Here is a 21,883-nt window from a genome sequence, read left to right on the forward strand (position 1 = left end):
CACAACCTTTTTGAGAGAGAAACATCATGGCAATCAATCTCGAACTGCCCAAGAAGTTGCAGGTCACCGTAGACCAGGCGCATCAGGCGGCGGCGAACATCTTCCGTCCCATCTCCCGCAAGTACGACCTGCGTGAACACGACTACCCGGTGGAGCTCGACACGCTCGCCAGCCTCTACGACGGCCTCAACGACGCCGGTCAGGCCGGAGCCGGAGCCGACGGCGGGCGCAAGCAGCCGCACAAGGAGGTGCCCGCGGGCACCATCATCAACGGCGGCAACATGCAGTCGGTCCTCAACTCGATGGAGGTCGCCTGGGGCGATCTGGGGCTGATGCTCACGCTGCCCTATCAGGGTCTGGGCAACGCCGCGATCGCCGCGGTGGCCACCGACGAGCAGCTCAAGCGTTTCGGCAAGGTGTGGGCCGCGATGGCCATCACCGAGCCCAGCTTCGGTTCCGATTCGGCCGCGGTGTCGACGACCGCCGTCCTCGACGGCGACGACTACGTCATCAACGGCGAGAAGATCTACGTCACCGCCGGATCGCGGGCCACCCACATCGTCGTGTGGGCCACCGTCGACAAGAGCCTGGGCCGTGCCGCCATCAAGAGCTTCGTGGTGCCCCGGGAGCATCCGGGCGTCACCATCGAGCGCCTGGAGCACAAGCTGGGCATCAAGGTCTCCGACACCGCGCAGATCCGTTTCGAGAACTGCCGCATCCCCAAGGAGAACCTGCTCGGTTCGCCTGAGGTCGACGTGAAGAAGGGCTTTGCCGGCGTCATGCAGACGTTCGACAACACCCGCCCGATGGTGGCCGCGATGGCCGTGGGTGTCGCTCGTGCCGCCTTGGAGGAGCTGCGTCGGCTGCTCGAAGACGCCGGTGTGGAGATCGACTACGACAAGCCCGCCAACAGCCAGCACGCCGCCGCCGCCGAGTTCCTGCGGATGGAGGCCGATTACGAGGCCTCGTACCTGCTGATGTTGCGCGCTGCCTGGATGGCCGACAACAAGGAGCCCAACTCCAAAGAAGCGTCGATGTCCAAGGCCAAGGCTGGACGCAGCGTCGTCGACATCACCACGCGCGCAGTGGAGTTGGCCGGCACGCTGGGTTACTCCGAGCGTCTGCTGCTGGAGAAGTGGGCCCGCGACTCGAAGATCCTCGACATCTTCGAAGGCACCCAGCAGATCCAGAACCTGATCATCGCGCGCCGTGTGCTGAACAAGACCAGCGCCGAACTGAAGTGATCACGATCGATCGGCGACGCTGATCTCGTCGCCCCCATCGAGCCCGGGTGCACCGCACGGTGCACCCGGGCTCGGTGCTTTCCGCCACCACCGGGACGCTCGACCTGCTGTTATGAGCCCGCCGACGGCAGCGGCGACAGGCCGAGAGTCTCAGAAGCGTCTCAAGATCCCGAAACGGGTGGATAATTCCGTGCAGATGGGCGTTTCCCGGCGTGTTTGTGGATCGCCGTTGTTCCATTGGTTACTGTCAAAGCGGGCTGCGGTCCACACGGAGTGCAGCGAGGGTGAGGAACACACATGAAGACACGTCGAGCGACAGTCGCCCGCGGAACCGGTCGCGACGTGCTGCTGGATGCCACGTTGCGCCTGATCGGAGAGCGGGGGCTCCACGCGATCACGCTGCGAGAGGTGGCCGATGCAGCTGGGTTATCGCTGGGATCGACGACCTACCATTTCGCCGACCGCGACGCGCTGCTGACTGCAGCGCTGTCCCGGTACGCCGACTCGGTGGTCGCACACTGTGACGAGATCAGCGGGCGCTACGAAGGCTCCGAGCTCGATCCTGTCGAAGTGCTGCGGTCGGTGGTCAACGACTTCGGCAACTCGTACTGCACGCCGAACCGGATGATGGCGCAGCTGGAGCTCTACACCGAGTCGGGCCGCAATCCGACGGCGTCGGACATCAGCGCACGGTGCCTCAACGCCTACCGTCGCATGTTGGTGTCCGCCTGTGTCCGCGCCGGGATCGATGAAGAGACCGCCCGGACGCGCGTGGGCCGGATCCTGGTCTACGCAGACGGCTTGGCGCTGCAGAGCGCAGCCACCCGCACTCCGTTCGCTCTCGGGGACGAGGCGAACGAGATGCTGCTGTCAGTGGCCACCGCCACGCTCTGAGCGCAGCACCCGACCACGTTCACCGCCCACAGCGCACGTCACGAGCTGATGTGCGCTGTGGGCGATGGCCGATCGGGATGGAGCCGGGTCAGAAGGCGACGCGGGTGATGGTCTCGGCGACCAGCGACGGCTTGGGTGCATCGCGCACCGTCACCGTCACCGTCACCACCAGTTCCAGCATGGCCCCCACCTCCTTGGCATCGGTCAGCGTTGCCGACAGTTGCACGTCGGAGCCGACGAGCACCGGCGCGGGGAAGCGCACCTTGTTCGATCCGTAGTTGATGGCCAGTTTGGTGCCGTCGATGCGGTAGACCTGCGCACCCAGGAAGGGCACCAGGCTCAAGGTCAGATATCCGTGCGCGATGGGCCCACCGAAGGGGCTCTCGGCGGTCGCGCGTTGGGCGTCGATGTGAATCCACTGGTGATCGCCGGTGGCATCGGCGAACTGGTTGACCCGCTCCTGGGTGATGGTGAGCCACTCGCTGGTCCCGAGCTCGTCGCCGACCGCGGCCAGGATGTCTGTTGCTGATGTGAATACTCGCATGGCCTCAAGTTACCGGGGCCCGGCCTGGCGGCAGATGCAGATGTCACATTCGCGCCAGCGTGCGCAGGTCTCCCTGGGATCCGCTGTATCGATTCATGTCGGCGCGTCCGGGGATACCAGGCACCACCGCGGTGCTGGTGTACTGCCAGAAAGTCCAGTTCGGCCATCCGCCGGGCAGCGGGCCGGGCGAGGATGCGCCGTTGTAGTCGGCGATCCACAGCGGGTAGCGCGTGAAACGGGTGGTGTTGGCCATCGCGGTGCGCCAGAAGCTGGGATATGTGTAGATGATCGGCATCCGCCCGGTCAGCGCCTGCACCGTGTCGAGGTACTGCTGGGTCCAGGTGGCCAGGGCTGCCGGGCGCAGACCTCCCGTCTTCTCCAGGTCCAACACCGGCGGCAGATCGCCGTAGCCGTTGATTCCCAGTGTGACCAGAGCGAACAACGCGGCCTGGGGTGCGGCGGGCAGCGCCGGGTCGGCGTAGTGGTAACTGCCGCGGGCCACTCCGGCCAGCCGCATGCCGATCGAGTCGGGCACGAAGTAGGGGTTGACGTAGGTGAGTCCCTCGGTGGCCTTGACCATCGCGAACTGTTGCCCAGACGCCCGCACCGCGAACCAGTTGATCAGGGTGCCGTCGACATGCTGCCACGACGAGACGTCGGGACCGCTCTGCGCGTACGCGGTGGTGCCGCCCGTGATCAGCAGTCCGGACACTCCGATGGACACCACCAATGCTTTGCACGAAACTCGCCATCGTGAACTCATGAGAGAGACGGTAGGTGCTGATGGGGCTGGTGGGGTAATCGAGGTTCGATTGTGACGGTCAGGTTAGCCTTCGCCCATGCACCTGTATCTGTCGTCCTTCGGCATCGGTGACCATCCCGACGCGCTGGTGGAGCTGGTTGGGGTCGGGGCCCGGATCGGGGTGGTGCTCAACGCGATCGACGATCGCAGTGCATCCGATCGCACGTTGGCCGGCCGACTCGAGAGCGACGAGCTGCGGCGACTGGGTCTGGTTCCCACCGAACTCGACCTGCGCGTTGCGACCGACGTGGACCGGCTGGCCGAGGTGGCCGCCGTGTGGGTGCGCGGCGGAAACACCTTCGTGTTGCGCGACGCCCTGGCCGTCGCCGGCGCCGACGAGGTGATCAGCGCGCGGGTGCGTGCGCAGACGATGACGTACGCCGGCTACAGCGCCGGCGGCGCGGTGCTGGCACCAGATCTCGATTGGGTTGCCGAGGTGGACGATTCGCGCGCCGTCGCCTCCCCACGATTCGACGGGCTGGGGCTGATCGATCGGCCCGTCGTCCCGCACGTCGGCGGCCGCTACCCCGAAGCGCTCGAGTGCAGCGCGCTCAGTGCGCGACTGGATGCAGCAGGGCGTGCGCACGTGGCGCTACGTGACGGTGACGTGCTGATCGATCGGGGGGCCGGACCGATGATCCTCCCCCGCCACTGACCCGCGACCAGTGACCTCACACAGGGCGAGAACGGTGACAAACCGGGCAGACGACGAACCGGGGCCGGTCCGTACGGACCGGCCCCGGGGAGTGGGCACCTCAGATCATCAGGCCTTCTCGGGCATGGCCGAGGAGTGGTGCTCCTCGATCTTCCACTGGCCGTCTTCCTTCTCGTAGACGAAGGTGAAGCGCGCCGGCACCACGGACTTGGTGCCGTCGGTGTTGGTCAGCGTGAAGTCGTAGACCCCACTGTGCACCGCGCTGTTCTCGTCCATCACGTTGACGAAGGACTGGACCACCTTGCCCTGCGGCTTCTTGGGCAGGAACTCGTTCTGGAAGTAGTTGACGATCATCTCGCGATCGGTACGCGGGGTGTTGCTGACCGTCGGCAGCAGCACGGCGTCGTCGTCGTACTCGTCGGCGACCTTCTGGGCGTCGAGGGTGGCGAGCTTGCTGTTCCAGCGATCGAAGAGGGCCGCGATCTCAGCCTCGCTCGCCTTACCGTCCGAGGAAGCGTTCTGCACCGCTGCCGTGGTGCCCTTCTTCTCGTCGGACTTGTTGTCGTCCGAGCTGCAGGCCCCGACCATGGCGACTGCGGCGACGGAAGCGGTTGCGACAGCTGCGATTCGGGTGAACTTCCTCATGGGATTTTCCCTCTCCTTCTCATCCGGCGGTGTTGCCGTTTGGTTGATGACTCAAGATTGCGCCTTCGCACGTCAAGAGCCGTCCAACAGTTAGGTCGGAGAACGAAAGCCTTCCGCCAAGATCAGGTAAAGACACTGGGCCGAATGTAAAGCCGCACATCACAGCGCTGCAGTCGGGTCACCGAAACCAAAGCACTTGTCCCACTACGCGGCCAACCGGCACAATCTGCACATCCGAGCAATACAGACCCGCGCTGCGGCGCCGTGAAGGGGGTGGTGGTGAACGGTCAGCCACCGCCGCCGAATCAGCCCGACGGCAGGTATCCGTACGGGCCAGGCCCCGAGAACCACGGTTCACCGGACCATCCCCCGCCCGCAGCTAGCGGCCCGCAGGACTTCTACCAGCTCTATCCGCCGCCGGCGTATCCCGACGCCCCGGTCGCCGTACGCGGTGCCTACACCGACTTCCCAAGCGCCACATCGAAGCCGCGAACGCTGCCCCTCGTGCTGATCACCGCGGCCGCAGCCATTCTGTTGACGATCGTCGTGATCGCGGTGGTCGTGGTCAGCAACCATCGCAGCTCGTCGTCCACCGCCGACGACACCGGACCGGGGCCGGTCGGCAACGGCGCAATGCCCCAGACGACCACCGACGACTCAACGACCACCGATCCGGCGCCGACCACCGATCCGAATGATCCGACCAACCGCCCAGTGGTGGTGCCGCCGTTGATCACCGCGCCCGACGCCTACAACCAGACCTGCGGCGCCGGATACAAGCTGCCCGATCGCACCGGGTGGGCAACGCACTCCGGACGGGCCAGTGAGGCCACGTCGTGTCAGTTCGCAGCCAACGTGCTGCTGGCCTACGCGCGCACCTATCCGCAGCCCTCGGTACAGAGTCGTCCGGTCGTCGCACCCGGGACAGTGCCGTGTGATCCGCAGTACGGGCCCTGTCGCGGAAACGATTTCGTGATGACCTGCGCAGTCCTGGGTTCTGATCCGTGGATCACCTGCATCGGCGGGAACAACGCGCGTGTCTACATCTACTGAGCCGACACGCACCACCTCATCCACCTGGCCGCTCGCTGTGCTGCTCACCAGCGTGCTGCTGCTGGCGGGATGTTTTGCGGCGCCACAGGATTCCGCCGCACCGCCGTCATCGGGCGCCCGTACGACGGGTTCTGGCGCCCCGCCGTCCAGCGATCACTCGACCCCATCGACGGGCGCGTCGACCACGCTGGTCGATCCGACGGCTGCAGGCACATCCTCGGTGCCGGCCCGGGTGGCTGCCTCGTTTCGCACGCTGGATGCCGGCCTGGACGCCGAGGTCGCGGTGGTCGTGGTCAGCGGATCGCGCACCCTCACCTTCGGGGTGCCGATGACCGGTCCGGCGTGGTCGACCATCAAGGCACCCTTGGCGATTGCCGCGATCGGTCACGGCGGCGGCGCGGTGTCGGGTCTGGTGCGACGGGCCCTCACCGCCTCTGACAACGCCGCCGCCGAAGATCTCTGGACCTCGCTGGGGACCCCGACCCAGGCGGCCGCAGCGGTCACCGCGGTGCTGGCGCAGTCCGGCGACACCACCACCTCCGTCCAATCAGCGCGCATACGAACGGGATTCACCGCGTTCGGGCAAACTCGCTGGCCGCTGGCCGCCCAGGCCCGGTTCGCGCGCCAGCTCCCCTGCATCACCGGATCGGCCTCAGTGATCGCGGCCATGCGCGAGATCGAACCAGGACAGCAGTGGGGGTTGGCCGGGACGGGCACTGTCGCAGCCAAGGGCGGCTGGGGCCCCGACCCGGACGGCAAGTATCTGGTGCGCCAGATCGCCCTGGTGTCCGACGCCGCGGGCACTTTCGGGGTCGCTCTGGCCGCACGCCCACGCGACGGCTCGTTCTCCTCCGGTACCGCCACGCTCTCAGCGCTGGCGCAATGGGTGCTGGCCAACCGGGCGGCGTTCGACGGTCCCACCTGCCAACGTTCGGCAGCGGCATCATCTCACCGCGACACCCTCCACGCCCAGACACCGGCGACATCCGCGATCGGAACAACCCCGTAGTCGACGAGCTCGGAGTCGATGGTCGCACGCGAGACCACGTGCGCAGGAAAGCAGACCGAATCCTCGCCCACCAACCGATCAGCCTCGTAGGTGCGGTAGGTCATGCGCCACTGCACCATCGGGCGGCCGGCAGGATCGTCGTGCACCGTTGCTTCACAACAGCTTTCGTAGCGACGCCGACCCAGGATGCGCCCGGGCTGCACCATCGCAGGCACCGGCATAGGCTGCTCTGGCCACAACGGGTCGGCCACGATCAGCCCGCCGTCGACGAGCTGCGGAATCCAGATCGACCACAGTCGAGCGCGAGCCTCGGGCGAGAAGTGGCTGAGTACGTGCAGCAAGACCAGGGTGTCGACTCCACCGATGTCTGGGGGCAACGTCGCGGTAAGCCCATCGGCGTCGATGATCGTCAGGCCATCTGCGCGGGGGTGGTGAGCCAGCCTCGTGGCCAAAGCGGCGCGCATCACCGGAGACGGTTCGACAGCGAACACCTCGGCACCGGCGGACAGACGGTCCAAGATGAGTCGGGTGAACATCCCGGTACCCGCACCAACTTCCACCACAGTTCCGGTGCTGGACAACAATTGGGTCAGCCCTGCGCCCACCGACTCGATCACCTCGTCGGGAAAGATCAGCTCGTAGTACTGGGCATTGGTCGCATAACCCTCTGAGTGCTGGTCGGCGACGTGCGGATCGGCGAATTGCGAACCGGTGGCGATCATGTCGTCAACCATAGTGCGGCGAATCCGTGCAGCCGCATTGATCGCTGAATTGATTGTGTCGCAATATGCAGATCAATTGATAAATTTTCCACGGTTCGCCAACCCGCGAGATGTTGGGTATCGTCCTGCCCCACCCGGGGCAATCGTCCCCGAATACCATGCGCCACAGGCGATATGTCGCGCATGCCGCATCTGAGGTGAGAGTTGTCAGAGTACTGAACATGGATCGTCGTCAATTTCTTCGCATTGCCGCGGCCGCAACTGCGAGCCTCTCGGTCGCCCTCCCAGCCACATCATGTGCTGACGCCGGCAGTTCCGCTCGGTCGTCGTCTGATCGCAGAGTTCGCGTTGCCGCGATCGGTAATCCCGCCGATTCTCTGGATCCGGGTACCGCATCGGCTGTGGCGACCTACATCGCGATGTATGCGATGTACGAGTCGCTGGTCGCGGTACGGCAAGGACGTACCGAGCTGCTCCTCGCCGAGGAGATCACCCCGAACAGCGACGCACGCGTCTGGACGATCAGACTGCGTGACTCCATTCGCTTCAGCGACGGGTCACCGGTGACCGCCACCGATGCGCTGGCCAGCCTCCGACACTTCGCAGCCAGTCCCGTACTGGGCAGCTTCTTCACCGACGTGGACCTCGCCGCGAGCCGCGCTGTTGACCCCACCCGACTCGAGCTGACCCTCACCCGACCACGGGCCGACCTGATCGAGTCGGTCCTCACGCAGGCATCATTGGTGATGAAGGACGGCGATCCCACGGCGACCATCGGGTCCGGGCCGTTTCGGCTCGCCGGAGGAACCGCCGCCGAAGGATGGAGCCTGGATCGTGTCGACGGCGCCCGCCTACGCGCACAGATTCCCGGACTCGATGTTCGCGCCATCAATACCCCAGATACGCGCGCGAATGCGTTGTCAGGCAACCAGGTCGACTATGCCTACGACTTGTCACCGACATCGGCACGAACCCTGTCCAGCCGCCGCGACCTCGCCATCGGATCCTCCGGCCCGGCCAGCTCGAAGGCGCTGGCGGTCATCCTCAACACCAGGGTGGCCCCGTTCGACAACCCGTCTGTACGGCTGGCCGCGAAACTTACCGTGGACCGAGAAGCATTGGTGAAGAATGTTTTTCAGGGCTACGGCACGGTCGGCAACGACCTCTTGGGTCCGGGCCTGCCGACCTATCCGACCGGCCTTCCCGCACGCACTCGCGATGTGAGCAAGGCCAGGGCGCTCTTCGCTGCGGCCGGCGTTCGGAAGATCGAGTTCACCGTGGCCGAGGTCTCTGCCGGTCTCACTGCCGCCGCCGAACTGATGGTGACCCAGTTCGCGCAGGCAGGGGTCGCTCTGACCATCGTCACCGCCGACCCGGCCGGCTTCTACGCCGACACGAAAGCCCTGGCGCGGCTGCCCATGTTCACCACCTACTATCTCAACCGCACCACCAGCTCGGCATTGCCCTTCATGACCGGCAGCGCAGGCTTTTTCAACCTCAGCGGATTCGGCGACGCCGACTACGACAGCCGGCTCACGCGGATGGCGCAAGAAGTGGACCCGGCCACTCGCCAGCGCCTGATCGATGAGACAGCGCAGATCGCAGCCGAACAGGGTGGCGATCTGATCTGGGGCTTCCAAGAGATCATCGACGGACGCGTTCGGGCACTGGGTGAGGTGTCCGTGGGGCAGTCGGCCCCCATGTTCGGTTCCGCCGCGTTCAGCTGACGTCGACCACCACGATGGGCCTGAGTAGGGATCGCAGTCGCGCACTGCTGGCTATCAGCACGCGCTCGGTGGCCGTGGTCGCTCTGGCGGCGCCGACGGTCTACTGGGCGGTCGACCTGTTGCCCGGTGATGCGGCCACGCAGTCGCTGCGCACCTCCTCGGCGAGCGCCCTCGATGCCCGCCGCGACGCGCTGGGCCTCGATCGGCCACGCGTCGACCGATTCCTCGAGTGGCTGGGCGGGCTGGGCTCAGGTCACCTCGGACGCACCCTCGACACCGGAACACCGGTGTCGGAGGTGATCGGGATCCCGATCCGAAACTCGGTGGTGTTGGCGTCGTGCGCGGTCATCCCTGCACTGGTGCTCGGGGTGGGACTGGGGATCTGGACGGGCACGCGGGCGGGCCGCCGGGCCGACCGGGTCATCTCCACAGCCGCCACCGCCGTACTGGCCACCCCGGAGTTCGTGGTGGCCGTGGGCTTGCTGCTGGTGTTCGCCCTGTGGACCCGATTGCTACCGCCGGTGTCACTCACCCAACCGGGCTCACCCCCCTGGGACACCCCCGAGATCCTGGTCTTGCCGACGATGACGGCGGCCATCATGTGCGCGGTGATCGCCACCCGGTTGACCCGCGCGGTGGTGGCGACCGAGAACCTGCGCCCGCATGTCGAGGCGGCACGGCTGGCCGGGGTGCCCGAGCGGGTCGTCGTCTTCCGGCATCTGATGCCTGGTGCCGTGGGCCCTTTGGCGCAGGTGGCCGCTGCAGTGGTCCCCTATCTGGTCGCCGGGACCGTGGTCATCGAGAACGTCTACGGCTACCCCGGGATCGGTAGCCTGCTGGTCTCCCGGATCGCAGCCCGCGACAGTACTGCGGTGGCGTCCATCACGATGATCCTGGTGGTGATCGTGGCGATGGCCTACGCAGTGGCCGACATGGCCGGATCACGCGGCGATCAGGTCCTGGCGCCCCGATGAGGTTTCCGACCCTGCCGGTGGGCGCGTGGCTGTGGAGTTGTCTGAGTCTGGGCATGATCGGGGTCGCCCTGGGGGGCGGGCACCTCGCCGGGTGGCTGGGCCTTCCCGAACGCGATGTGGTCGTCGGGGCACCGTTCACCGACACCGGGGTCCTGGGAACCGACTACCTGGGGCGCGATGTCGCCGCCCGCACGCTCGCAGGTGGCGCGCCGCTTGTCCTCGCTCCGTCAGCAGCTGCGTTGATCGCCGAGATCATCGGCGCCGCAATCGCGTTGCTCACCGCATGGCCCGGGTGGTGGCGGGTCCCCGTCCGCGTGGTGACCGATGTGGCCTTGGTGGTGCCTGCGATGATCGTCATCCTGGTCCTGGTTTCGGGTCCCGGCCTCGGTCCCGCTTCGTTGGTCATCGTGGTGGTCGCCGCCACCGTCGGGTTCACCAGTCGATACCTGGGTCGCGTCGCGGAATCGATCATCAGCCGGGGCTTCGTCGAGACGTCGCTGGCCGCCGGTGATTCCCGACTGCGCGTCAGCATCGCCGACATCGCACCCTGCATGCTGCGACCGATGCTGACCGATGTCGGGATCCGATTCGTCGGGGCGGTGCAGCTGGTGGCCACCGTCGCGTTCCTCGGCGGCGCCACCACCGACGGCGGCGCGAATTGGGCGGTGGCCATCCAACGAAACCTCTCGGGCATCATGCTCAACCCCTGGGCGGTGTGCGCGCCTGCAGCGATGATCGCGCTGCTGTGCGTGCCGGTGAGCATCGTCGCCGATCGCTGGTCGGATCGATGACGCCGGCCATCGTGGTTGACGACCTGTGCATCGACAGCCTGGCCGGAGCGGCGGTCCTGGACTCGATGTCCCTGCGGGTCGACGCCGGGACCACGACAGCTCTGACAGGTCGGTCCGGATCGGGGAAGACCACCGCCGCACTGGCGATGGTTGGTCACATTCGCCCCGGACTTCGTCTGCGGTCGGGTGGGGTCAGCGTCGGTGGTGTCGATCTCATCGTTGACGGGAGACTGGCCGCGCCACGAGTGCGCCGCACGTTGCGACGGACCACCGTCGGGTTCGTCGGGCAGGATCCCGGTGCCGCGCTGACCCCCACGATGACGGTGCGCTCGCTGATCGGCGAGCTGGGCGATTCCGACGACGCCGCCCAGTTCGCCTGCGCCACTCTGGGTTTACCTGGCGACCGCGACTTCCTGGAACGCCGACCGCATCAGCTCTCGGGCGGGCAGCGGCGGCGAGTCGCACTGGCCCGGGCACTGGCGGCGTCGCCGTCGACACTCATCCTCGACGAACCGACAGCCGGTCTCGACTCGCGGGCGATCGCCACGGTCATCACCGAAATACAACGACTGCAATCGATCTCGGGCCTGTCGGTGGTTCTCCTCAGCCACGACCAGCGCGTCTGTGACCAGTTGGCCGATCAGGTGATCGAGTGCCGTGGCGGCCGGGTGGTGTCGGCGCGTGCGGCGACGCCCCGTCCTTCGTCTATGGTCGCGCCACCGGTCCGGCCCCGCCGCCCAGAGCCTGACCGTCGAGTTCGGACTCCCGCGCTGACCGTCACCGGCCTGTCGGTTCGTCATCTGGGGCAGTCATCGGGCTTCGGCACGATCGACCTGACGATCGCGGGCGGGCAGGCCCTGGCCCTGTGCGGACCGTCGGGATGTGGCAAGACGACCATCGCCCGCGGGATCGTCGGGCTGCACCGGCCCGTTGCCGGCCGCATCGAGCTCGCCGGTTGCCGCCTGGCCCCGACTGTCGGCGAACGAACTCGTCTGCAGGCGTTGGCCATTGCGTTGATTCCACAGGATCCGGCCACCACCCTCAATCCCTCGATCACCGTGGGACAGACGCTGCGTCGAGCAATCGTGCGACGCGGAAGAGTTCCGGCGGCGTCGCTGAAGGCGCGGGTGGCGGAGGTGCTTTCCGACGTCGATCTCGATCCCGAGCTCGCGCGGCGGCGACCCGACCAGCTGTCGGGCGGACAACGACAACGGATCGGCCTCGCCCGCGCAATGGCCATGCGGCCGCAGGTGATGATCTGTGATGAGGTGACCGCGTCACTGGACGCCGTCACCACCGACCTGATCCTGACCACACTGGCCCGCCTCCGGGACGACGGGATGGCGTTGTTGATCATCACCCACGACGACGACGTGGTGCGTCGGCTGTGTTCGGCACAAATCGACATGGGCTAACGGGCCCGACGCCCTGCCCAGCTGAGAACACTCACCCCGGAGCGTTGTCGGGGTCGGTTTACCATCGGGTGAGGACCACGAGCGCCTAGGCGAGGAGAATCCGTGACGACGATGCAGGCCGTGTTCAACGATCAGGTGATCGCCGAGAGCGATGCGACCGTGGTGGTGGAGGGCAACCACTACTTTCCCGCCGAGTCGGTGAAGCAGGAGTTCCTGTCCCCCAGCGACACCCACACCGTGTGCGGCTGGAAGGGCACCGCCTCGTACTACTCGGTTGCCGTGGACGGCCAGGTGGCCACCGACGCCGCCTGGTACTACCCCGAACCCAAGCCCGACGCCGCACAGATCAAGGATGCGGTGGCGTTCTGGAAGGGCGTCACCGTCCGAGAGGCCTGACCCGTCCACTGGGCGGAAACCGGCGTCCGCTGGGCGGAAATCCCCATCGAGTGGGCGGTAAACGGCGTCCACTGGGCGGAAATCCCCGTCGAGTGGGCGGTAAGCCCTATCGAGTGGGCGGAAGTTTCGCCTCGCCAGCCTCATTGCGGGCTGATCGCCGCTTAAGTCGGGTAACGTCGCGCAGCCTCTCTCGCTGCGGCTTCGATTCGTGCGCAACGGTTTTGCCAATACAGGCGGTCACGCTCCTCCGGTTCGGGCACCTCCGGGTAAGCCCCGGTCGTACCGTCGAGACCTTCGCGCAGGATGTCGGCGTGGCCGGCGTGACGCAACGTCTCGCCCAGGACATGGACCATCACGTTGAACAGCGTCACGTGTGGGCGCGGCCAGTGGGGCACGAAGCCGGGGGTGTCGATCGGCAGCTCAGCGATCGTGGCGTCAGTGTGTGTGCAGACTCGTGCGCAGCGTTCCAGCACCTCGGATCGTGACTCGTCGGTGGGCACCCACGAGTCCGACCCGGCCTCGGAGTCTGGATGATTCCACGGCAATAGTTCGTCGAGAGGTCGACCGAACACGTCACTGAAATACAGCGCCTCGGTCATCGTGAGATGCCGCACCAGGCCAAGCAGATTGGTGCCTGTGCCGGTCAGCGGGCGCCGAATGTCGCACTCCCCCAACCCGTCGAGCTTCCACACCAGCGCCCTCGAGCATCGCGCAGGTCATCGTGGAGATAGCTCTTGGCGAAGGCGCGAAAATTCTCGGTCATCTGCGCGGACGCTACACCGCAACTCAACAGATGCTGCCGAACTCGACGAGCTCGTACCGGGTGCCGTTGACAGTGAATGCCGCGAGTGCCACCGGCTGAACCTGTCGGGGGTCAGGCGCTGAGGGCCTTACGCCGCACGGCTGCGAGGTCGGTCTCCAGTTTGTCCAGTGCAGACTTGAGGTCATCGGCCGGAGCGATCGCCTGGAGCACGAGAGAGCGCACCACCGTCGAGATCGGCAGGCCACGCTGTTCGGCGTACTGCGTCAGATCATCGAACTCGTCGTCGCGGAAGCGGACCTGGAGGTTGCGTGCGCGCGGATGTCCGCGCGTGACCTTGACGTGGGCAGGCAACGGCTCATTCGGGTCGCTTCCCGCCTCGGCCTCCTCGACCGCCTTTGCCTCGGCGGCGAGCAGGTCGTCGATCTTCTTGCTCATGGGTCTTCTCCTTCCTCGTCGGCGTAGCTGCCTTCGTGGTAGATGCGGCGGTCCTTTTCGCGTTGGCTGACCACCCGTTCACGCCGTAATCGGTTCCCTCGTGGTGAAGCACGATGACCGTGATGATGTCGTCGGCGACGGTCGAGAAGCCGACGATTCGGATGCTTTCGCCGCTTGTGCTGTTGTAGTCGGGATCAATGACGATCCGGTTTGGGTCGCCAAGCGCGTCGTCTGCCACCGTGGCGTGATGCAGTGCTGGCGTTGCATGTAATCGCCGCGCTTCGACCAGTCGACGCGCTCGAACACACGCCAATCGTAATGCATTTCATTACGCAGCGGTAGGGCCATAAGCTCTACTCGGTCTTCTACCGCTTCCTCCTGGTCAGACGGCATCTTGGGACCTTCGACATCGGTGCGGCAGTCGCGAATCGTTGTGACTGGCACGTCGAGATTACTCGGCAAGAGCCTCGATCCTCAGCCGTGGCTCCAGGCCGTTCATGGTGGTGGTGTTGTCCACGACCAACAGGTGTGCTGGCCGTTCCACGCGCCTCCGTGGCGCTTAATCATCCATCCCGTTCGCCGCACGGGGGCTCCTGGAGGGCGCCTCGGCCGAGTTTCTGGCCGGATTTTGGCTGTCGAATCAGATCTCAAATGTTTTCAGGCCCGGAGATCTACGATCTCCGAGCCTGAAAGTGGTAGCGGGGACAGGATTTGAACCTGCGACCTCTGGGTTATGAGCCCAGCGAGCTACCGAGCTGCTCCACCCCGCGTTGGTGAACGCAACGTTACACAGCGGCGCGCACAGACCGCAAATCGCGCCCTGAGCTGCAGTATCAGCGGTGATGGTCGTCCCACCAGGCCAGCACTCGGGTCCCGATGAGTGTGAGCCAGCGGGACGGCTCGCCGGGCGGGACATCGGTCTCGAACCACACCGCGCCTCTATGCCGGCCACCCTGCATCCACCTACCGTCGGCGCGGCGGGCGGCGCGGATGAGAGCGATCGCGTCGGCCATCCGCGGGTCGGGATCGACGCCGTCCACGCAGGCGGCCATCCGCAGGTGATCGGCCGCGCCGAGCACGCTGTAGACCCAACGCGCCGGGTACACGAACCGGGCCGCCCACGGGCCGACGATCTCGCCGGTGCTGGCCCGGCGGAACAGATTGCGCGACAACAGGTATTCCTCGCCTGCTCGGCGGATCGACGCAACGCGAACGTCGCCCGTGGCGATCTCGTAGGACAGCAGACCGCGCAGTGCGTTGAGCGTCGAGTGGAACGAGGAACGCTGCGCGCCCTCAACCCATTCGCAGTTCCATCCCCCGTCGGCGAGTTGGTGATCGACGAACCAGTCCACGAGCGCCGCGACGTCGGCGCCAAGCCACTGCCCGTTGGCGAGCGTCATCGCGTTGATGCACGCATCCACCTCGCCACCCCAGTAGGGCAGATCGTCGTACTCCCACCGGGCGTTCGCGGCGAGAAGCTCTGCGGTCCCGCGCCGTCGCAGCGGTTCGGCATCGACGCCCCACTCCCTCAGGGTGGTCAGGGTCCATGTCGTCGCCGTCCACGGCTGACCGTCATCACCACCATCGACGAACCCGGCCGGGAAGTACGCTCCGCCGGCCCATCGCCCGTCGGGGTCTTGCAGCGACAGCAGCCGGGCCCCGTGGCCAACGACCGTGGTGCGGGCCCGTGTCGCCTCCCAGACGGCCTGTGGCGCACCGATGATGTCGCGTTCGACCTGCCATCGCAGCGTGGGGTCGGCATCGAGCAACCAGTCGACTCCGACGTCGGGTAGCGCCATCAGAGGAACGCTAGTTCCCGGCCGCCGCCTGATCAACGACGGCCGGGACGTCGGTCACTTGGGCAGCGCCTCGTACTTCTGCACCGCCGCGCGCAGCCGATCGAGCGCCTGACCGTAAGCGGTGAAGTTGCCGCTGTTCTGCGCCTGCTGCAGCGCCGTCAGCGAGTCGTTCAGCTCCTTAACCGCGGCATCACGGGCCGGATCGGCTCCACCGGTCGACGGTGGTGCGGTGGTCGAGCTCGGCGGCGCCGTGGTGGTCGGCGGAGTCGTGCCTGCACCCGTCGGCGGTGTCGTGCCACCCTGCCCGGTGGAGCCACCGGTGTCGGCGGGCGGGGTCGCGTTGCCACCGATCGGCGCGGTGGCCGACGCCGGGTCGATCCCCACCTGTTGCAGCGCACCGGCAACCGTTGAGGCATAACCGATTACGGCCACACCCGCCCGCTGGTACTGCACGATCACCTTGAACAACTGCGGGAACGATGCGTCATTGTTCTTGGCCTGGGTGTACACCGGCACCACGTTCAAGATGCCGTTGGTGCCCACCGGCAGCGTCAACAGGTTGCCGAACTGCACGTTGGCGTTGTTCTCCAACGACTTTCGGTCAGCAGCCAGACGACTGTCGCGTTCCATGTTGGAGAACACCTGCGTCGGACCATCACGCTGCGGCCCTCCGCCCACCTCACGAACCGTGATGCGACCGTAGTTGTTCGGGTTCGACGACACCGTCATGTAAGCGGCCAGGAACGGACGACGCAGGGTGTTCATCACCGTGGTCAGCTGGAACGAGGCCCCCTGCCCTGACGGATCACGCGCCACGAAGTAGTACGGCGGCTGATCCAGGCTCTGGGTCACCGCATCCCGGTTGGTCGGATCATTGGGCACCGACCAGAAGTCGTTGCCCTGGAAGAACGTCTGCGGATCCTTCACGTGGTACTTCTCGAGCAATGCCCGCTGGATCTTGAACAAATCCTCGGGGTAGCGCACATGATCGACCAGGCTCTGGTTCTTCAACAGTTCCGAGCGCGGCTTCACCGATCCGGGGAACACCTTCATCCAGGTCTTGAGAACCGGATCCTTGTCGTCGAACTGATACAGCGTCACCTTGCCGGTGTAGGCATCCACAGTCGCCTTCACCGAGTTGCGCACGTAGGCGATCTGCTTGTTCACCTGGGTGCGTCCGGTCTGACCCTGATTGAGCTCCTGGGCGTCGATCGTCGCGTCCTGCAACGACGTCTTCTGCGCGTACGGGTAGGCATCCAGGGTGGTGTACCCGTCGACGATCCACTTGATGGAACCGTCCGCCATCACCGCGGGGTAGGTCTTGGAGTCGACGGTCAACCAGGGCGCCGCCTTCTTCACCCGGTCGCGGGGGTCGCGGTTGTAGATGATCTTCGACTTCGAATTGATGGCGCCCGAGAGCAGGATGTTGCGCTCGGTGTACTTGATCGAATACGCCAGCCGGTTAAACACGTTGCCCAACGACACACCCGCACCACCGGTGTAGGCGTAGTTGGGTGCATTCTCGGTGTCGTACTCCTTCTTCTCACCCTTGTCTGAGCCGACGATGGCGTAGTCGGGGTTGACCTTGGCGATCAACTCTCCGAAATAGATCCGCGGCTGCTTGACCTTGATCGGCGAGTTGGCGTAGCCGGGCGCCTGGATGCTGCTGATGTCACTTACGACGAACACAGGCTGTCCGCCACTGCTGGAACCAGATTCGTCGGTCACGTCCACCTGGTTTGCCGGTGCGGCGATGAAGCCGTTGCCGTGGGTGTAGACGGTGTGCTTGTTCAACCAGTTCTGCTGGTTGGCTGCGAACCGGGTGGGATCGAGCTCACGCACGGCCACCACGTAGTCGCGCAGCACGCCGTCGACCTTGTACCGGTCGATGGCCAACTGCGTGGGGAACCCATAGAAGTTGGGACCCTGTTGCTTCTGGGTGAATGCCGGCGAGATCACGTTCGGGTCCAGCAGACGGATGTTGGACAGGGTGGCCGAATCGTTGTCCACACTGGCCTGATCAACCGGGCCCGATGTCCAGTTCCGTTGGTAGGACACCTGATTGCTGCCGATGTTGTAGGCCGCCTCGGTTGCCCTGATGTTGCGCTGGATGAACTTCGCTTCCTTCTGCGCGGCGTTGGGCTTGACCGAGAACTGTTCGAGCACCAGCGGCCAGCCCACCCCGACCACCATCGCCGAGAGCACCATCAAGGCGGTGGCCATCGCGGGGATCCGCAAGTCACGCAACACGATTCCAGCGAAGAAAGCCAGGCCGCAAATCGCGGCGATGGCCAACAGGATCAGTTTCGAGGGCAGCACCGCATTGATGTCGGTGTAGCTGGCCCCGGTGAACACGTCTTGTTTACGCGTGCTGGACAACAAGGTGTAGCGGTCGAACCAGTAAGCAACTGCCTTGAGCAGCAGGAAGGTTCCTGCAATGACAGCGAGCTGGATGCGCGCCGCCCGGGTGAGGGCGCCGTTGCGACCGGCGAGATGGATCCCGCCGAAAATGTAGTGGGTCACCAGGTTCGCGAGGAAAGCGATCACCACCACCACGAACAGGAAATTCAGCACCAGCCGATAGAACGCGAGATCGAAGGCATAGAAGCCGACATCGAGGTTGAACTGCGGATCGGTGACCCCGAACGGCTGCGAGTGCAGGAACACCTGCACCGTCGACCACGAACCCTGCACCACGAGGCCGGCGATGATGCCCACCAGCAGCGCGGGCACCAGCGAGAACCACCGGATGCGGCTCATCACCACCGTGCGGTACCGGGCGATCGGGTCGCCGGGACCCGAGGTGGGCACGAAGACTGGACGCGCGCGGTACGCCAAGGCCAGACCGCCGAACACGATCCCGCCCGCGATCACCGCGCCGATCAGGAACAGCACCACCCGAGTCCAGATGATGGTCGAGAACACGCTCGAATAGCCGATGTCGTCGAACCACAGCAGGTCGGTGTAGAGGCTGACGAATCGTGGCCCCACCAACAGCAGGAACAACACGAACACCGAGACACCGATCAGAATCTTGCTTCGCCGCGACAGTGTCGGCATCGCTGCCGGACCCCGTACTCCCACGTTCCACGCTCCCATTGGTCGATCCACCGTGGCTGACACGGGGTCTTTGGCCTCACTTTACTGACGTTGGCCCCCGACCCTGCCGCCCTTGCCGTGCGGCCACCGGCCCCGCCACATCGCCGCAGCTCAGCGCGGGTACTTGCACTTGATCACGGCCACGCACGCGATCTCGGGGCACTCGATGCGAGTATGGGCGGGTGTTTGACGACGAGTTGCCGCCCCTGTCCCCCGACGCCCTGGGCATCGCCGTGCGTGAGGTGGTGGAGTTCGTCGACGCCGGCGGGTGGGAGCAACCGCCGACGCTGTTCGCGTTGGTTCCCACAGCACTGCTGATGCAGGCGCGTCCCGACCTCATCGACGACTTGGACGACCGCGAACTGACCCTGATCGAGCAGGATCCGTTGCCGGTGGCCGACGACAGCGAGATGAGCGAGGTGGAGCATCTCCTGGGCACCACCAGTTGGCCGCAGACCGTGGCCGGATGCGTTCTGGTGCAGGAGATCATCGTGCTGCCACCGGAAGCCGAATCCGATCTCGACGACGCGTTGGCGCCTTTGCTGGCCGATCGTGCCGCCGCCGACCGGGCTGCCCGGGCGGTCGCCGTCGACCATCCCGACTCGACCAGCGCACGTCTGGTCGTGGCGGTGACCCGCGACGGCCAGGAGCTCAGCCTGCTGCAGCTACGGCCCGACGATGACGACGAGGGCCCGCTGGAGCTGTTGAGCCATCCCAACCTCGCCCCCAATCTCGTTGCCGCACTGGCCGCCACGATGGAACACGACCACGACGAGTTCTACTGACGGTCGGCCACCCTCCTACCACCGCTTCGGTGGACAAGAAGTGGAGCGTGAATGCAAGCGTCAGCAGCGAGGCGCTGTACCGCTGCCTCGGATGGCAGCCAGCGCTGTGATCGCGTCGTCGAGTTTGTCGACCTTGTAGAGGGTGAGCCCACCGGGCTTGTCGGACAACGCTTCTGGACAGTTGCCCGCAGGGACCAGGAACGCGGTCGCACCGGCGTCCCGCGCTGCCCGCATCTTGTGGGTGATGCCGCCGATCTCGCCCACGTCGCCGTCATCGGCCATGGTCCCGGTCCCGGCGATGAACTTGCCGCCGGTGAGGTCCACACTGCCCAACTTGTCGATGATCGCGAGGGTGAACATCAGTCCCGCTGAAGGACCACCGATCCCGTCGACGTTGAAGTCGATCGTCAACGATGGATCAGCGTTGACGAACTGTGGCGTCACCCCGACGTAGCCCTTGGACTTGTCATCGGGGCGCGCACCCAGGGTCACAGGTACCGACATCGGCGTACCCGCGCGCACGATGTCCACCACGATCACCGCGCCCGGCGTGAGACCGGAGATGGCCGTCCGCAGGTCGTTCGGTGTGCTGACCGCACGACCGTTGACCGCTTTCACCACATCGCCACTTCTCAGCGCCTTGGAGCCCGGGCCTTTCGGGTCCACGCCGACACTCAACGCCACCGGTCGTTTGAGGTAGCGCAACGCCGCAACCGTGGCAGTCGACTCCGAGCCACCCATTTGCTGCAGATCGTTCTCCCGCACTTCCTTGGGGCTCTTGTCCGGCGGAAAGTAGATCTCGCGCGGCTCCACCGCGTCACGACCGGAAAACCAACTGCCCAGCGCCTGGAAAAGGGTCAACTTGCTGGTCACCGACACCGTGGTGAGGTTGAGATGACCGTCGGTCGCCCGCGTGGACGCACCCTTGATCATCACGACGTCTTTCGACCCGTTCTTGGCCAGCGTGTTCAGCGTAGGACCGGGTCCCACGCTGACGTAGGGCACCGTGACGAATGAGCCGACGGTCACCAAGACCACCAGCAACACCAGGGTGAGCGCCAGCGTCACCACACGACGATTGGCCGGATTCACGTACACGGACCCAGCCTACGAGGTGCTCGGACCACGGTCGTGGTGCCCTGCGGTTCAGCCGATCACGACTGCGGGCGCAGGATGACCGTCTGACCCGGTCGCGACAGCACCGTGGTGCGGATAGGGCGTCCCTTTGCCGCTGCGATGATCTGGCCCTCCCACGCGACCAGGCACGCTGCGGCCGGGGTCTGATAGGCCCGGGTGAGCACCGGGGCCAACATCGCCGCGAACTGCCCCTCGGCCTTGAGGAACTGCTCCCGATACGGCCCGTAGAACGGCAGGATCGCCTTGAGGACCACCGCACCGGCGGCCTGCACCCGATCGAGGATCGGCCGGATCCACGGCAGGTTGGCGTGGATGATCGGTTCGAGCTCGGCCAGGAACGGGCCGACCAGCTGCAGCAGTGGCTGCATCACCGGAGCCAGTGCGAACACCTCCGAGGAGAACACCCCGAACATCGGGGCCAGTTCCACGATCGAACCCAGTCCCCCGCTGCGCTCGGGTGCCGGCCAGCCCAGCGGGCACTTGGGCTGGGTGGCCACCGGCACCGACCCGAAAGCACCTGCGCCGGTGTCTGTCCCGATGGCCACCGAGGCACCGGGTACACCTGCGCCCGCGGCGCCGGGTGCCATCGGGGCGGATGTTCCCGGCGCACCTGGGGTGATGGGTGTGGCGCCGGGCAGGGTGACACCCGAGCCCGGGCTGATGGCGACTGCGGCCGCGGGAGCCCCCACCGCGGGTGCTGCGGGCGCTGGGGCTGGGGCGGCGGCGGCCGGGAGTGGCGGTCCCGGCTGCGGCACGCTGGGCACCACGATTCGTGGACTCACCTGGGCCACAGCCTGTTCGGCAGCGGGGACGCTGACCACGCGGTGTCGCCCGGCGTCGGCGTAGAAGGTGGCCGCGATCACCACCGCCAGTACGGTCAGCCCCGACACGGTACGCAGCACAGCCACCGCCGACGGGCCGCGCCGGCGAGCCTGGGCAGGGGGCAGGGTCTCGAAGGAGTCGGTGGGGTGTTCGTCGTTGGTGCTCATGGCTT

Annotated in this window: 21 protein-coding genes and 1 tRNA gene; 11 read left to right on the forward strand and 11 right to left on the reverse strand. The window is 66.1% G+C overall.

Features of this window, described 5'->3' with window-relative positions:
* Nucleotides 1–26: 26 nt before the first annotated feature.
* Both KIK15_RS02335 and KIK15_RS02340 read left to right on the forward strand, forming a co-directional pair.
* A complete protein-coding gene (locus KIK15_RS02335) occupies nt 27–1,244 on the forward strand; it encodes an acyl-CoA dehydrogenase family protein (RefSeq protein ID WP_214242525.1) in 1,218 nt (405 codons plus the stop codon).
* Between the two features lie 297 nt (nt 1,245–1,541).
* Nucleotides 1,542–2,138 carry a TetR/AcrR family transcriptional regulator gene (locus KIK15_RS02340; RefSeq protein ID WP_214242526.1) on the forward strand — a complete coding sequence of 199 codons (597 nt, stop codon included), beginning with the start codon at nt 1,542–1,544 and terminating at the stop codon, nt 2,136–2,138.
* Between the two features lie 88 nt (nt 2,139–2,226).
* Here KIK15_RS02340 and KIK15_RS02345 read toward each other — a convergent pair whose 3' ends face one another.
* Nucleotides 2,227–2,682, reverse strand: a complete 456-nt coding sequence (locus KIK15_RS02345; RefSeq protein ID WP_214242527.1) for a MaoC family dehydratase — start codon at nt 2,680–2,682, stop codon at nt 2,227–2,229.
* Nucleotides 2,683–2,725: 43 nt separating this feature from the next.
* On the reverse strand, nt 2,726–3,445 hold the full coding sequence (locus tag KIK15_RS02350; protein ID WP_214242528.1) for a glycoside hydrolase family 25 protein: 720 nt from the start codon (nt 3,443–3,445) through the stop codon (nt 2,726–2,728).
* 76 nt (nt 3,446–3,521) lie between these two features.
* Between KIK15_RS02350 and KIK15_RS02355 the strand changes: the two genes are divergently transcribed.
* Nucleotides 3,522–4,139 carry a Type 1 glutamine amidotransferase-like domain-containing protein gene (locus tag KIK15_RS02355; RefSeq protein WP_214242529.1) on the forward strand — a complete coding sequence of 206 codons (618 nt, stop codon included), beginning with the start codon at nt 3,522–3,524 and terminating at the stop codon, nt 4,137–4,139.
* Between the two features lie 108 nt (nt 4,140–4,247).
* On the opposite strand, the gene KIK15_RS02360 is transcribed toward KIK15_RS02355, so the two are convergent.
* A complete protein-coding gene (locus KIK15_RS02360; protein WP_214242530.1) occupies nt 4,248–4,784 on the reverse strand; it encodes an SgcJ/EcaC family oxidoreductase in 537 nt (178 codons plus the stop codon).
* Nucleotides 4,785–5,063: 279 nt separating this feature from the next.
* Here KIK15_RS02360 and KIK15_RS02365 point away from each other — a divergent pair, with 279 nt between their 5' ends.
* A complete protein-coding gene (locus KIK15_RS02365) occupies nt 5,064–5,837 on the forward strand; it encodes a hypothetical protein (protein WP_214242531.1) in 774 nt (257 codons plus the stop codon).
* Nucleotides 5,821–6,846 (forward strand): hypothetical protein, encoded by a 1,026-nt coding sequence (locus KIK15_RS02370; RefSeq protein WP_214242532.1) that lies wholly within the window; start codon nt 5,821–5,823, stop codon nt 6,844–6,846. Before KIK15_RS02365 ends, KIK15_RS02370 begins: the two co-directional genes overlap by 17 nt.
* Here the strand turns inward: KIK15_RS02370 and KIK15_RS02375 are convergent.
* Nucleotides 6,786–7,568, reverse strand: a complete 783-nt coding sequence (locus tag KIK15_RS02375; RefSeq protein WP_214242533.1) for a class I SAM-dependent methyltransferase — start codon at nt 7,566–7,568, stop codon at nt 6,786–6,788. The genes KIK15_RS02370 and KIK15_RS02375 overlap by 61 nt on opposite strands.
* Before the next feature lie 401 nt (nt 7,569–7,969).
* Between KIK15_RS02375 and KIK15_RS02380 the strand changes: the two genes are divergently transcribed.
* From KIK15_RS02380 to KIK15_RS02400, 5 genes are all read left to right on the forward strand, one after another.
* Nucleotides 7,970–9,295 carry an ABC transporter substrate-binding protein gene (locus KIK15_RS02380; protein ID WP_214242534.1) on the forward strand — a complete coding sequence of 442 codons (1,326 nt, stop codon included), beginning with the start codon at nt 7,970–7,972 and terminating at the stop codon, nt 9,293–9,295.
* Between the two features lie 68 nt (nt 9,296–9,363).
* On the forward strand, nt 9,364–10,269 hold the full coding sequence (locus tag KIK15_RS02385; protein WP_214242535.1) for an ABC transporter permease: 906 nt from the start codon (nt 9,364–9,366) through the stop codon (nt 10,267–10,269).
* A complete protein-coding gene (locus tag KIK15_RS02390) occupies nt 10,266–11,060 on the forward strand; it encodes an ABC transporter permease subunit (RefSeq protein ID WP_214242536.1) in 795 nt (264 codons plus the stop codon). Before KIK15_RS02385 ends, KIK15_RS02390 begins: the two co-directional genes overlap by 4 nt.
* Complete coding sequence (locus tag KIK15_RS02395) at nt 11,057–12,475, forward strand: ABC transporter ATP-binding protein (RefSeq protein ID WP_214242537.1); 1,419 nt, start codon at nt 11,057–11,059, stop codon at nt 12,473–12,475. Before KIK15_RS02390 ends, KIK15_RS02395 begins: the two co-directional genes overlap by 4 nt.
* A gap of 111 nt (nt 12,476–12,586) precedes the next feature.
* Nucleotides 12,587–12,871, forward strand: a complete 285-nt coding sequence (locus tag KIK15_RS02400) for a DUF427 domain-containing protein (protein ID WP_250324077.1) — start codon at nt 12,587–12,589, stop codon at nt 12,869–12,871.
* Between the two features lie 161 nt (nt 12,872–13,032).
* On the opposite strand, the gene KIK15_RS02405 is transcribed toward KIK15_RS02400, so the two are convergent.
* The 5 genes from KIK15_RS02405 to KIK15_RS02425 form a co-directional block, all read right to left on the reverse strand.
* Nucleotides 13,033–13,563 (reverse strand): DinB family protein, encoded by a 531-nt coding sequence (locus KIK15_RS02405; protein WP_307851702.1) that lies wholly within the window; start codon nt 13,561–13,563, stop codon nt 13,033–13,035.
* Nucleotides 13,564–13,745: 182 nt separating this feature from the next.
* Nucleotides 13,746–14,069 carry a CopG family transcriptional regulator gene (locus tag KIK15_RS02410; protein ID WP_214242539.1) on the reverse strand — a complete coding sequence of 108 codons (324 nt, stop codon included), beginning with the start codon at nt 14,067–14,069 and terminating at the stop codon, nt 13,746–13,748.
* 693 nt (nt 14,070–14,762) lie between these two features.
* Nucleotides 14,763–14,839 (reverse strand) — tRNA-Met (locus KIK15_RS02415).
* Between the two features lie 63 nt (nt 14,840–14,902).
* Nucleotides 14,903–15,868: a squalene cyclase gene (locus KIK15_RS02420; protein WP_214242540.1), complete on the reverse strand. Its 966-nt coding sequence runs from the start codon at nt 15,866–15,868 to the stop codon at nt 14,903–14,905.
* A 54-nt stretch (nt 15,869–15,922) separates the two neighbouring features.
* Nucleotides 15,923–18,967, reverse strand: a complete 3,045-nt coding sequence (locus KIK15_RS02425; RefSeq protein WP_214242541.1) for a UPF0182 family protein — start codon at nt 18,965–18,967, stop codon at nt 15,923–15,925.
* Between the two features lie 182 nt (nt 18,968–19,149).
* Here KIK15_RS02425 and KIK15_RS02430 point away from each other — a divergent pair, with 182 nt between their 5' ends.
* Entirely contained in the window at nt 19,150–19,752 is a 603-nt protein-coding gene (locus tag KIK15_RS02430; protein ID WP_214242542.1) for a PPA1309 family protein, read from the forward strand.
* Nucleotides 19,753–19,812: 60 nt separating this feature from the next.
* Here KIK15_RS02430 and KIK15_RS02435 read toward each other — a convergent pair whose 3' ends face one another.
* Both KIK15_RS02435 and KIK15_RS02440 read right to left on the reverse strand, forming a co-directional pair.
* Nucleotides 19,813–20,850 carry a PDZ domain-containing protein gene (locus KIK15_RS02435; protein ID WP_214242543.1) on the reverse strand — a complete coding sequence of 346 codons (1,038 nt, stop codon included), beginning with the start codon at nt 20,848–20,850 and terminating at the stop codon, nt 19,813–19,815.
* Between the two features lie 56 nt (nt 20,851–20,906).
* Entirely contained in the window at nt 20,907–21,878 is a 972-nt protein-coding gene (locus tag KIK15_RS02440) for a hypothetical protein (RefSeq protein ID WP_214242544.1), read from the reverse strand.
* Nucleotides 21,879–21,883: the final 5 nt, after the last annotated feature.

The organism is Williamsia sp. CHRR-6, assembly GCF_018474015.1.
Taxonomy (GTDB): Bacteria; Actinomycetota; Actinomycetes; order Mycobacteriales; family Mycobacteriaceae; genus Williamsia_A.